At 65.7% G+C, this 12318-nt stretch carries 8 protein-coding genes; 1 reads left to right on the top strand and 7 read right to left on the bottom strand.

The features are described 5' to 3' along the window. Positions 1–102 precede the first annotated feature (102 nt). A complete protein-coding gene (locus tag AB3G31_RS16360) occupies positions 103–873 on the bottom strand; it encodes an exodeoxyribonuclease III (RefSeq protein WP_367847139.1) in 771 nt (256 codons plus the stop codon). A 185-nt stretch (positions 874–1058) separates the two neighbouring features. On the opposite strand from AB3G31_RS16360, the gene AB3G31_RS16355 reads away from it, so the two are divergent. Next, positions 1059–1475: a hypothetical protein gene (locus AB3G31_RS16355; RefSeq protein WP_367847138.1), complete on the top strand. Its 417-nt coding sequence runs from the start codon at positions 1059–1061 to the stop codon at positions 1473–1475. Between the two features lie 71 nt (positions 1476–1546). On the opposite strand, the gene AB3G31_RS16350 is transcribed toward AB3G31_RS16355, so the two are convergent. The 6 genes from AB3G31_RS16350 to AB3G31_RS16325 form a co-directional block, all read right to left on the bottom strand. Next, on the bottom strand, positions 1547–1765 hold the full coding sequence (locus AB3G31_RS16350; RefSeq protein WP_367847137.1) for a CsbD family protein: 219 nt from the start codon (positions 1763–1765) through the stop codon (positions 1547–1549). A 31-nt stretch (positions 1766–1796) separates the two neighbouring features. Further along, positions 1797–2117: a BON domain-containing protein gene (locus AB3G31_RS16345; protein ID WP_367847136.1), complete on the bottom strand. Its 321-nt coding sequence runs from the start codon at positions 2115–2117 to the stop codon at positions 1797–1799. 73 nt (positions 2118–2190) lie between these two features. Beyond that, the gene (locus tag AB3G31_RS16340) at positions 2191–2703 is read right to left on the bottom strand and encodes a bacterioferritin (protein WP_367850365.1); all 513 of its coding nucleotides are present in this window, start codon (positions 2701–2703) and stop codon (positions 2191–2193) included. 196 nt (positions 2704–2899) lie between these two features. Further along, positions 2900–3451, bottom strand: coding sequence for a DUF1003 domain-containing protein (locus AB3G31_RS16335; protein WP_367847135.1), 552 nt, complete (start codon positions 3449–3451; stop codon positions 2900–2902). Between the two features lie 10 nt (positions 3452–3461). After that, a complete protein-coding gene (locus AB3G31_RS16330) occupies positions 3462–11807 on the bottom strand; it encodes a glucoamylase family protein (protein ID WP_367847134.1) in 8346 nt (2781 codons plus the stop codon). A 3-nt stretch (positions 11808–11810) separates the two neighbouring features. After that, the gene (locus tag AB3G31_RS16325; RefSeq protein WP_367847133.1) at positions 11811–12077 is read right to left on the bottom strand and encodes a hypothetical protein; all 267 of its coding nucleotides are present in this window, start codon (positions 12075–12077) and stop codon (positions 11811–11813) included. Positions 12078–12318 lie beyond the last annotated feature (241 nt).

The following is a 12318-nucleotide window of genomic DNA, read 5'->3' as shown; positions in this document are numbered from 1 at the left end:
TCGGCCCGGGCGCTATCCGCCGATGCCGCGGCTTTGACGGCGATGGTTGGGTGGCTTATAGGCCTCTAGTGCTTGCCAGTAGGGCGTAAGAAGCTATAAAAACTATAGTATGTCGAGCGTCAAGACCACGGGGGCATGGTCGCTGGGGCGCTCGTTCTTGCGGGGGATCTTGTCGATCGTGCAGGCGGTGACCAGGGGTTTGAGTGCCGGGCTGACCAGAATGTGGTCGATGCGCATGCCCCGGTTGCGGCGAAAGCCAAAGTCGCGGTAGTCCCACCACGAATAGCATTTGTCGGGCTGGGGAAACATCCGGTGCGTGTCGGTCAGGCCCAGGCCCACCAGGGCCTGCAGGTGGTAGCGCTCTTCGTCGGTGCAATGGATGGTGTCTTTCAGGCCGATCGGGTCCCACACATCGGCATCGTCGAAGGTGATGTTGTAGTCGCCCATCAGCACCAGCTGCGGGTACAGCAGCAGTTCGGTCTTGATCCAGTCGCGCAGGGCTTTGAGCCAGTGCATTTTGTAGTCAAACTTCTCGCTACCCGGCTCCTGGCCGTTGGGGAAGTAGGCCCCGATGACGCGTACGCCCTGTACCGTGCCAGTGATCACGCGGGCCAGGTCATCGCTGAAGCCGGGAATGTTTTTCACCACATCGGTGATCGCCGTCTTGCTGAGCAGGGCCACGCCGTTATAGGTCTTCTGGCCGAACCATTGCGCCTGGTAGCCCGCTTCGGCAAAAGCCGCGTGCGGGAACTTGTCGTCGGTCATCTTGGTTTCTTGCAGCGCCAGCACATCGACCGGGTTGGCCGCCAGCCAGTCCACCACCTGGGGTAGGCGTACAGTGAGGGAGTTGACGTTCCAGGTGGCGAATTGCATGGTGTGTTTCGGTTCGATGTGAAATGGAGGTGTTCTGGGCCGCCTTTGCTGCGGCCGGATGTGTGCAATTTTGCACGTTGTGGCACCTCGGCTGAAGCGGCCCTGTCATCTGCCAGGGCTTGCGCGGCGTTAGGACGCTGGCCTACTTCCATTTGCATCTCCATTTCCATCTATTCAATCTTCCTATGAAACCTATTCCCTTTGTACTTGCGGCTCTTGTGGCCGTGGCCGCGGTGTCGTCTGTTCACGCACAAGTGTCGGTCAACATCAACCTGCCAGGGCTGGTGCAAATAGCGCCGCCCGCACCGCGCCTGGAGCGCGTGCCCAGCCCCCAAATGGGCCAGGTGTGGGTGCCTGGCAGTTGGCAATGGAGCGGGCGCGACTACGCCTGGCACGCTGGCTATTGGCAAGCTGCGCGTCCGGACCAGACCTTCACGCCTGGCCGTTGGATGCGTGCCGACGGCGGGTGGCGCTGGGTCGAGGGTGGATGGCAGCAGGCCGAGCGCCGTGAGGAGCGCCATGGCGAGCACCGGGACCGGGATGACGAACGCCACGGCAATGGCCATTGCCCTCCCGGCCAAGCCAAAAAAGGCCGTTGCTGATTCCCCATGCAAGAAAACCCCGTACACCAATGGAGGTGTACGGGGTTTTTTTGTGTCAGACCTGCGTGGGTTTACTTGAACCAGGCGTCGTCGTTGGCCTTCTTTTCCCAGTCAGACAGCTGCTTTTCGGCTTCGTCTTTGGCAACGCCGTAGCGCTCCTGGATTTTGCCTGCGAGCTGGTCACGCTTGCCGGCGACCACGTCAAGATCGTCGTCGGTCAGCTTGCCCCATTGCTCCTTGACTTTGCCGGTGGCCTGTTTCCAGTTCCCTTGAATGGTGTCCCAGTTCATAGCAATCTCCTTGCAGTTGGTAGGTAAAAAATTAAGGACGGATCGCAATCGCGTTCTTCACAGCCTTCACGCCCTTGACATTGCGGGCAATGCTCTCGGCGGTGGCTTTTTCGTTCAGGCTCTTGGCAAAACCGGAAAGCATCACGGTGCCGTTCAGGGTTTCCACGCTGATGGCCGATGCGTCCACTTCCTTGTTGTCCACAAAGCGGGCTTTGACGCTGGTGGTCACTGCGGAGTCATCCACATAGGCGCCCACAGTCTCTTGGCCACGGGTGACGGCACAGCCGGCGGTGGTCAGCAAAACGATGGCGGTGATGGAAGCGGCGAGCGTGGTGCGGATGTTCAGTTTCATTTTGGATACTCCAGTTGGTAAAAAAAAGTTGGGTTTGGCATGGTGAATGGCCCCACCAGCCAGGGCTAAAACGCTAGACGACCAGCCAGTCCTTGAGCTCTTCGGCATGCTCCTGCTCGTCGCTGAGAATGTCTTCAAGTAAACGGCGGGTGGTGGAATCCTTGTCACCAATCATGGCAATCATCTGGCTGTAGGCTTCAATGGCTACGCGCTCAGCCACCAGATTGGCTTTGATCATTTCTTTCAGTTCTTTCGAATCGTCGTAAGCGGCATGGCTGCGCTTGGTGAGCGAATCCGGCGAGAAGTCGGGCTCTCCGCCGAGTTGCACAATGCGCTGGGCCAGGCGGTCGGCGTGGCCTGACTCTGCCGTGGCATGCACCAGAAATTCAGCGGCAATCGCGGAGGAAGCCAGGCCCTCGGCGGTGAAGTGGTGGCGCTTGTAGCGCAGCACGCACACCAGTTCGGTGGCCAACGAATCGTTCAGCAACTGGATGATGTCTTCGCGCCACGGACCGTAACTGGGGTTGACAGCACCTTGGTCCAGGCTGCGGCGGGCGGCACCGAGTGCAGCTTCGTTCAACACCATGCGATCACCGCTAGGGGTCGGCAATTGCGTGACATTCGTAGGTTCAATCTTGGCGGCCATCGTGGTTCCTTGGTTGGTCGGTTCTGGGGGGTGAGGTACTACCAAACCGATGCCTGAACTTTAAAACCGGGCATTGCTGCGGCCTATCGGCCTGGACCGCTAGGCGGTGTAGGACGGCACCGCATGGGCATGTCGGCTAGCTTGTCACTTTGTCTTTCAGATGGGACAAAAGCTGCAGCTGTTCTTTCTGGATGTCCAGCAGCTCGGCCCACTGGTCCTGGCGCAGCAAGTCGATCTTTTCGTGTAGCAGCATGATCTCCAGCTCGGCCTTGAGGTTGACCTCGTAGTCGTGCTCGGCGTGCAGCCGGTCCTTGACCGCCTGGCGGTTTTGCGACATCAGGATGATCGGAGCCTGTACTGCCGCCAGCATCGACAAAAACAGGTTCAGCAAAATGAACGGGTAGGGGTCGAATACCGCGTTCCAGCGCACCAGCAGAAACACGTTCATGACCACCCACACCACCAGCACCGCCAAGAACAGCAGAATGAAGGTCCACGACCCGCCAAAGCGGGCCACCGCATCGGCGGCGCGTGCGCCAAAGGCGGTGTCGTCGTCCAGATCCGTGGCGGTATTGCGGGCAATGTGCTTGCGTCCGGCGATATGGGTGGCGACCTTCTGGGTTTGCGCGTCCATGGCTTCATAGGCCAGGCCGAGCAGCTTCTCGGTGGTGTTGTCAGGGGTGGTCATTTGGAGGAACTCATAGGGGGATGACGAAGCAGCTCTGCGCGGCCAGCCCTGCCCAGTGCAGTGGCTCACCTACGCGCAAAAGCCGGGCGTTCGATGGTGCGTTGGCCGCCAGCACCGCATCCGGTGCGCCGCGGGTCAGGATGAAGCGCATGCTGCGTTCGCCCCGGCGCAGCGTCATCTCGGCCTGCGGCCAGTGCGATGGCAGACAAGGCGTGAAGCACAGCGTATCCGCGCCTTGCTCCAGCCCGAAGATCGAGGCGATGGCGGCGCGGTGCATCCACGCGGCCGAGCCGGTGTACCAGCTCCAGCCCCCGCGCCCCACATAGGGCGGCTGGGTGTACACGTCACCGGCCATCACATACGGTTCAATGCCGTAGGCGGCGTTGTGGGCCGGGTTGCTGGCCCGGTGGGCCGGGTTCAGGTAGGTGAAATAGCGGTAGGCGGTATCCCGCTCTGCCACGCTGCTGTCGGGCTGGCTCTGCACAAAGGCCGCCTGCGCCATCATCGCCCAGACCCCGGCATGCGAATACTGGCCACCGTTTTCCCGCACGCCTGGTGGGTAGGCCTGGATGTAGCCTGCGCTGGGCACAGCCTGCGCCAGCGGCGGATCCAGCAGCTTGATGAGGCCGGCTTGGGGGTCCACCAGGTGCTCGTCCATGGCGGTCAGTGCGATGCGTTGCAGAGCCACCGGGGCGGCGTGGGATAGCACGGCCCAGGCCTGGGCGATCAGATCGATCCGGGCTTCCGGGTTGGCGTGCGAGCCCAGGGCTTCGCCGTTGTCAAAAAACGCGCGCTTGAACCACTGGCCGTCCCACGCGGGCCCGACCAAAGCGGCCTTCCAGCCCTCGGCGGCGGCCTCCCAGCGCTCGGCCCGGGCCGTGTCGCCGCGTGCATGGGCCAGCGGCGCAAATTCGGCCACCACCCGGCACAGGAACCAGCCCAACCACACCGATTCGCCCCGGCCCTCGATGCCGACGCGGTTCATGCCGTCATTCCAGTCGCCGCTGCCCATCAGCGGCAGGCCGTGCGTACCCACCGCCAGGCTGCGGTCGATGGTGCGCGCGGCATGCTCGAATACCGTGGCCGTCTCCATGCCAATATCGGGCGTGTAGTAGGCGTCTTCGGCCCCTGCCGGGATGCCCGCGCCTTCCAGGAAGGGGACTTGCACCTCCAGCAGCGAGGCATCGCCTGTGCTGCGCAAATAGTGGGCGCAGGCGTGCGGGAGCCATAGCAGGTCGTCCGAGAAATGGGTGCGCACCCCGGCACCGTTGGGGGCGTGCCACCAGTGCTGCACGTCGCCTTCCGGGAACTGGCGGGCCGCACATACGGTGATTTGCTCGCGCAGCATGCCGGGTGCGGCCCAGGCCAGCGCCATGGCGTCTTGCAGCTGGTCGCGAAAGCCCGTGGCCCCACCGGCCTGGTAGAAGCCGGACTTGGCCCACAGGCGGCAGGCCACCGTTTGGTACAGCAGCCAATGGTTCACCATGGCATCGAATAGCGGGTCGGGCGTGGCCACCACGGTAGCCCCCAGCAGCCTGTCCCAATGGGCGCGCGCCAAAGCCAGGCGCTCGGGAGCGTTGAACGCAGCGGCCTGCACCACCACCTTGCGGGCCAGCAGCGGATTGGCGGCAAAGCCCAGCAGAAACACCCGGTCGGCGGTGTCGCCCGCGGCCAGTTGCAGCGTGGTGGACAACGCGGCGCAGGGGTCCAGCCCGGCACCGGTAGCCTGGCCAAGGTGGTCGGGCAGCACCAGGCGGCCACGGGCATCAAAGCATTCGCGCCGGTCGCAGGTCCAGTCCTCCACCGGGTGGTTGGCCTCGCCTGCCAGCGCCAGGAACGCCGTACCCTCGCCAAAGCCCGCGCTGCGCTCACGCTGGGTGCACAGCAGTGCGGTGGTGTCAGCGTGCTGGAACACGCCCATGTGCACACTGCTGCGGTCACCGCGGTTGGCCCCCATCAGCCATTCGGCCATGCCGACGATGCGCAGGTGCAGCGTGCGGTGGCCTCGGTTGATGGTGTGGATCCGCACGTGCTTGACGGAGGTGTCGGGGTCCACGCACCAGGTGACGGCGACGTCGACGTCGCCCCGGCGGTGGCGGATGGTGGTGCTGCCCTGGCCGTGCACTACGTGGTAAACGGCTTGCGGGTCGGCCCAGGCGTTGGGGGCGATGCTCCACACCTCCATCGTCTTGCGGTCCTGCAGGAAAAACCATTCCGAAGGCGTGTCGCCCACCGGGTCGTTGGACCAGGTGGTGAGCTGGTTCAGACGGCTGTTCATGCCCCAGCTGTAGCCACCACCGGCTTCGGTGATGTGCGCCCCAAAGGCCGGATTCGCCAGCACATTGGTCCATGGGCGTACGGTGCGCAAGGCGGGGCTGACATCGAAGCGGAAGTCACCGTCGGCGGTGAATACACCGGTGGGCGCCGGTACGGCTTGGGTGCGGTGTGGCACCAGCGGCACCGCCAGGGTGAACTCGGATTCGCGGGTTTGCCGAGCCTGCTCGTGCAAAGCAGTCCAGGCCAGCACATGGTGCAGCAGCGGGCGGCCATCGGCCAGCAGGCGCACGCGGGCCTGGGCGTGCAAGGTGCTGAACTCGTCGGGGGTCAGTTCATCGGCCCGTAGCAAATACATCGTGGTGGGGGCGGACTCGCCGCCCCGGTCAGCCGCATGGCGGTCGCGCAGGATGCCGATCTCGCGGTGCAGCGCCATCAGGTACGACGCGGGCTCGGCGTTCACCACCACCAGGTCGCAGCCCAGGCCACCCCAGGACCACAGCCTCAGCGCCTGGGCCAGGGCACGCAGCAGGCCCAGGCCTTCCATGGCACTGGCAGACACCAGCAGAATGGGGCGGTCGCCCGAGATGCCAAAGCGCCACAGCAGCCGCCGGTCGCTCACCGGGGCCATGCCGTCGGGCGTGGTGCGCACCGTGGGGCGGGCCAGGCTCAACGCCATGGCGCTGGTCAGGGTCTGGATGGCCACCAGGCTGTCGGGTGCCAAACCCCAGGTGCGCAGGCGGATGCCCGTCAGCGTGGCCGACATCAGCGATGAGCGCTTGACGTGGATGTGCTGGCGGTACTTGTCGATCACCGCCTGCAGGGTATCGGCGTTGTCCGATGCGGCGGTGGCAAAGGTCAGCCGGGCCTTGCCATGGGGGGCAATCCGCAGCCGCACGGCCATGGCACAGACCGGGTCCAGCCCGGTGTCGAGCGCGCGGGCGGTGGCGGGTGGGGCATCCATGCGGGCCAATGGCTGGCTGGCATCGCGGTTGCGGCCCAGCCAGTGCTGGCGGTCGGTCTGGATGCGTATGCCCAGCACCTGCGGGTCGGTATCGGCCATGAAGTGGGCCGCTTGCAAGGCCTGTTCGGTGGGCAGGCGCGGTGTGCGCTCGAACACCAGCGCCTGGTCTTCGGCCTGCCATTGGGCGCGGATGAACAGGTTGGTGAAGGCCGGGTGCGCCTCGTCCGCCCGTGCGTCCGACAGGGTGACTTCAAAGGCCGATACCAGTTCGATCTCCAGCGGCTGGTCGCCCAGGTTGCGCAGCTCCACCTGGCGGAACTCGATGTCGTCCTCGGGGCTGACCCACACCGTGGTGTGCGTCTGCACACCGGGCCACTCGGCATCAAAGCACACCCGGTCGGCGTGGAAGGTGCTGTGGTAGCTGGCGGCCGGGTCGGGTGCCGGGTGCTGGGTGATGGACACCAGCGGCTGGTCAGTGCCCCAGCGCAGGTAGAAGAAACTGCCGAAGGCATCGCGCAGCGCATCGTCGCGCCAGCGGGTAATGCCGGTACTGCCGCGCCGGCTCCAGCCCGCGCCATTGGCCCGCAGCGCCACGTGGTAGCGCCCGTTGGACAGCAGGTGCGTGGGCTCCAGCGCGGCGGTGCCAGGCACCACTTCGCGCAGCAGGCCGGGGGCCCGCTGCTGCATCAGCTGCGTGGGGGGCCCTGCCGGAGGGGCGTTCAGCAGCGAGACCTCGCGCGGCGCACGTTCGTGCAGCAGGGAAGCCACCGCCTCGATCGAGGGGTTGGCCATGCCCCAGCGCTGGGCCGGGCCGTCCAGCAGCACGTTTGCCAGGGCCACCAGGGTCATGCCCTGGTGGTGGGCCATGAAGGTGTAGACCGGTGTGAACCCTTCGCCGTCGGCCTGGCGTGCCGGGGTGAAGTCCAGTGCCTCGATGAAACCGTAGCGTCCGTGCGTTCCCAGATTTTCCAGTGCTACAAAATTCGCAGCTGCCAGTGCTGGTGCCACCTGCACTGCGAGCCCAGTGGCATAGGGAGCGATCACCAGCTCATCGATCGGGGTGCGGCGCAGTGCCAGCCGGGGCACGCCCTGCGGCGCGTACTGGTAGGCCAGGGTGTGGTCCTGCCCGGCATAGGCCGACTCGGAAATCCCCCAGGGCACGCTGTGCGCCTGGGCGTAGGCGATCTGCTCTTGCAGCGCCGCGTGGCAAGCCTCCTGCAGCACGCTGCCGGGGGGCTCGACCAGTACCAGGGTGGGCATCAGGTACTCGAACATCGAGCCCGACCACGAACGCAGACCGGCATTTGTGCCAGTGGCGTAAAACGGCCTGCCCAGCGACGCCCAGTGGCGCACCGGCACATCGCCCTTGGCAATCGCCAGCAGGCTGGTCAATCGCGATTCGGAGGCCAGCAGATCGTAGAAGCCCGCGTCCAGTTGCTGCTCGGCCACCCGGTAGCCGATATGCAGCAGGTTGCGTTTGCGGTGGTACAGAAAGCGGAAGTCGGCCGACCAGGCCAGGTGCTCCATGCTGTGCGCCAGCGCCAGCAGCCGTGGGCCGTCGGTCTGGGTGTGGTCTCCCAGGTCTTTTTCGGCGGACGTGCGGGTGGCGCGGTGGTCGGCCAGCATCCAGCGCAATTGTTCGCGCTGGGCAGGTGCCAGGCTGCTACGGGCTGCCAGCAGCGGGGCGATGCGGTGGCGCGAAGCCATGAGGGCGCAGTGGGCGGCCTTGGTGTTGTGTGGCGCAGCCGCCATCTCCCGGCAGGCCTGGGCCACGGCCAGCAGATGCCCGCTGAGGTTGCCGCTATCGACGGCGGACACATACAGCGGCAGCAGCGGCGCACAGGTCTGCGTGTCGTACCAGTTGTAGAAGTGGCCCCGGTGGCGCTGCATGCGGCCCAGCGTGGCCAGTGTGGCCTCCAGCCGCTCCAGCAGGTCTTGCGTGCCGATCCAGCCAAACTGGCGGGCGCAGGCCGTGCTCAGCAGGTACAGGCCGATATTGGTGGGCGAGGTGCGGTGTGCCAGCATGTCCACCGGCACGGTTTGCAGGTTGTCGGGCGGCAGGTAGTTGTCTTCAGGGCCGATGCAGCGCTCAAACCAGCGCCAGGTGTCGCGGGCAATGGCGTTCAGCCGCGCCAGGTCGGCGGCGGGCAGGCGCGCATCTTCGCTGCTGGCGCGGGGGCGGCTGGTCCACCAGATCCACACCGGCGACGCGGCCCACAGCAGACACAGCACGGTGGCCAGGGCCGGGTGCAGCGTGCCTACGGCCAGCAGTCCGGCCAGCAACAGCAGCGCCACCACCGGCAGGCTCCAGTGCGTGCGCAGCAAGCTGGGCAAATGGGTCCTGGCCTGGGCCTGGGCCGCCGCCGCCGTGGTCCATTGCAGCAGGTAGCGGTGGCTTACAAACATGCGGTACAGCGCCCGGGCAATCGCGTCCACCGCCAGCAGGGCGTGCATCAGCAACTGGGCCACGTGCCACAGCCCGCCCCACAGGGTGCGGGCCAGGTCGGCCCCGGCCTGGCGGTAAAAGTGGCGCATGGCCAGGTCGTCGCGGCTGGGTGAGAAGCCCGCCACCGCGCCCATCAGCGGCCCGGCAGAAAATGCCGCCGCCACCAGGGCCAGTGCGGCCCAGGGCGACAGCGTAGGGGTACACAGCGCCAACAGCAGCAAGACCAGGGACGCCGGTGCCACCAGCGAGCGGCGCAGGTTGTCAAACATCTTCCAGACGTTGATACCCGGCAGCGGGTAGCGCCCGGAGTTGAGCAGAATCGCCAGCAGTTGCCAGTCGCCGCGCGTCCAGCGGTGCACCCGCGAGGCCGCCACGTCGGCGTGGAAGGGCGCGTCCTCGATCACACTGATGTCGGTCACGGCGGCGCAGCGCGCCAGCGAACCTTCCAGCAGGTCGTGGCTGAGCACCTGGCCCTCGGGCAGCCGACCCGACAGCACGGCGTGCAAGGCCTGCACGTGCAGCAGCCCCTTGCCGGTAAAGCTGCCTTCGCCAAACACATCCTGGTAGACCTCGGAGGTTGCCGCGCTGTAGGGGTCGATGCCGCACTGTCCGGCAAACAACCAGTGGTACAGCGTGAAATCCTTGCGCGCAGGCAGCGGTGTGGCCACCCGCGGCTGCAGGATGCCATAGCCCTGCACCACGCTGCGTCCGCTGGCATCCAGCCGGGGCAGATTGTGCGGGTGGGCCGCCACACCCACCAGCTCACGCAGACGGCCCGGCGGCAGCTGCGTGTCGCTGTCCAGGGTGACGATGTAGGGTGTGTGCGACGCGATGCGCGAGGTGTCGCCCAGGTACATGAAGGCAGCGCCGGAATCGGTGGCCATGGCATCGACCAGGAGCTCCAGCTTGCCACGCTTGCGCTCCCAGCCGATCCAGCGCTGCTCGGTCTGGCTGAAGCTGCGCTCCCGGTGCAGCAGGATGAAGCGCGGGGCGGCACCCAAGGGGGTGGGGTAGCGCTGGTTCAGCGCGCTGATGTGCTGCGTGGCCGCCGACAGCAGGTCGGCATCGGCCGGGGTGCGCTGGGTATCGGCATCCACCCAGTCGGACAGCAGGCCAAACTGGGCGCAGGGCTCGGGGTTGGCAATGTAGTGCAGGTGCAGCCGGTGCACCAGGGCGTGGGCCGATGCCACGCTGTCGAGCATGGCCGGAATCACCACCAGCACCCGGTGCGCAGGCGGTATGCCGTCCAGCAGACCCAGGCGCGGCAGGTGCTGTGGGCGCACCGATTCGCTGATCAGCCGGTTGATGATGGCCACCATGGCTTCCGAGGCCGGAAACAGCATCAGCGCCGCCATCACCAGGGCCATGGCCAGCCCGCCGGTGGAGTGGTATAGCATCCAGACCACCAGGCCCAGCGTGCCCAGGCCCAAAGCGCCCAGATAGGCGGGCAGGGCGGCGCGGTGGATGAAGTTGCGCCACAGCACTGCGGCGCCCTCGCGCAGCCCCAGTGATTTGACCAGCACCGGGCGGCCCGCGCCCTCCAGCCAGTAACTGGGTACGCTGGTGGCGGTATCGAACGGGTTGCCGGTCTGCATCAGCCCCAGCAGGGTTTGGGCCACCGAAGCCTCGCTGTGGCCGCTGCGTTTGGCCAGGCGCTCAATGCCATGCAAAGTGGCATCGCGGGTGCGCGGGTGCTCGGCCTCAAAGATGGGGGAGGCCAGCATGCGCTGCATCAGCAGGCTGGTGCGGGCCACGATGTCTGGCCAGTCGGCATCACCGATGGCACGCAGCGACTTCACGGCGTTGCTCACGCTCAGGTTGTCGGCGGCCTGGTCCACGTTGTGCTGGGTCTGGGCGGCGGCAAAGTCGGGCAGGGCTGCATGCAGCCAGTCATGCACCTCGGAATTGGCGGTTTTGCGGTTGTCTTGCAGGCGCAGGGCGATCTGGGTAAGAAACATCCTGCCCACACCACGTTGGTGCATCAGTGCCAACAATCCGTCCAGGGTCGCGATAGAGGTGGTCGCGAGGTGGTCGCAGCACAGGTTGGCAACTTCGCGGGCAGCCTTGTTAGTGGCCACACGCTCGGCCAGGCGGCGCAGGTTCTCCACCAGCACCACCCGCAGCGTGGTGGGCAGGGCCCACATCTCGGCCAGGTTCAGCTCGCGGGTCTCCTGGTAGGCGCTGAGAAAATGCACCAGCAGCGTCTCGTCAAACGCGCCATCGGTGTGCGCCACAAAGGCCCAGGCGATGCCGTAGACCCGTGGCAACCCGGCCAGCGGCTCGTCCTGCAGCACAGGCAGGGTGCGGAAGTAGCTGCGTGGCAGCCCGGCATGGATTTCTTCCAGCTGGGCTTCGATCAAATGGAAGTTGTCCAACAGCCACTCGGCTGCCGGGCTGACGTCATAGCCCGTGGCGGCCTGGATGCCAATGTAGCGGTGGGCTTCGGCCAGCGCATGGATGTTGTCGCGCAGGCGCGGAAAAAAAAGGGCAGCGCGCAGACTGAGCCGCTCTGCGCGGTGCGTCTCCCCCAGGCTGCGGCCATGCTGGGCAAAGCGCTGCAGGCCAAAAATTTCAGACCGTATCGGCGCTAGCACCGGGCCTCGCACCCCGTCCAGCATTTGGCACAGGATGGGGGATGCACCGGGCACCAGGCGCAACAGATCGGTCGCCATGCCTTACAGCGCCAACAAGGTGGCACCGATCAGGAGGGCTGCAACGGCCAGGGTGGTTACAAATCGCGAGGCGGCAAAGCCATGAACCGTATTGCCCACATGGCGCAGGGTAGACCAGCGCCGGTTTTCACCCTGGCACTGGCTCAGGTGTTCACCCAGCGCGGCCAGTTCCATGGGCTGGCTGGCGGTGGCATCGTGGAACGACGAGGTGCTCCAGTTAGGGCCTGCGTACTGGGAAGAAGCGGACGATGGGGAGGTAGAAGCAGGCATGGAGTTCTCCAGGGTTAGCGGTAGGTGGACTGATACGTCCATCGTAGGAAAGCACCCTTCACATGTCTGTCGGACAGGGCGCCATCGGCGGTAGGACGAGATCTCTTTTTCAGGCCGCTTGTAGGAAAGAGCCGACGCAAATTGCCGACGCCCGCCGATAGCCGAGGCGGGTAGGGACGGGAATGATGGGAAGCATCAGGACTGACCAAGCCCTACACCGTTACATTTGCCCGAGGACTCC

Source organism: Rhodoferax sp. WC2427 (assembly GCF_040822085.1).
GTDB lineage: Bacteria > Pseudomonadota > Gammaproteobacteria > Burkholderiales > Burkholderiaceae_C > Rhodoferax_B.
This window is presented reverse-complemented; position numbering and strand designations above follow the sequence as displayed.

Coding starts and splice junctions, on each gene's coding strand:
- AB3G31_RS16360 (WP_367847139.1), bottom strand. CDS start 873: ATGCAATTCGCCACCTGGAACGTCAACTCCCTCACTGTACGCCTACCC.
- AB3G31_RS16355 (WP_367847138.1), top strand. CDS start 1,059: ATGAAACCTATTCCCTTTGTACTTGCGGCTCTTGTGGCCGTGGCCGCG.
- AB3G31_RS16350 (WP_367847137.1), bottom strand. CDS start 1,765: ATGAACTGGGACACCATTCAAGGGAACTGGAAACAGGCCACCGGCAAA.
- AB3G31_RS16345 (WP_367847136.1), bottom strand. CDS start 2,117: ATGAAACTGAACATCCGCACCACGCTCGCCGCTTCCATCACCGCCATC.
- AB3G31_RS16340 (WP_367850365.1), bottom strand. CDS start 2,703: ATGGTGTTGAACGAAGCTGCACTCGGTGCCGCCCGCCGCAGCCTGGAC.
- AB3G31_RS16335 (WP_367847135.1), bottom strand. CDS start 3,451: ATGACCACCCCTGACAACACCACCGAGAAGCTGCTCGGCCTGGCCTAT.
- AB3G31_RS16330 (WP_367847134.1), bottom strand. CDS start 11,807: ATGGCGACCGATCTGTTGCGCCTGGTGCCCGGTGCATCCCCCATCCTG.
- AB3G31_RS16325 (WP_367847133.1), bottom strand. CDS start 12,077: ATGCCTGCTTCTACCTCCCCATCGTCCGCTTCTTCCCAGTACGCAGGC.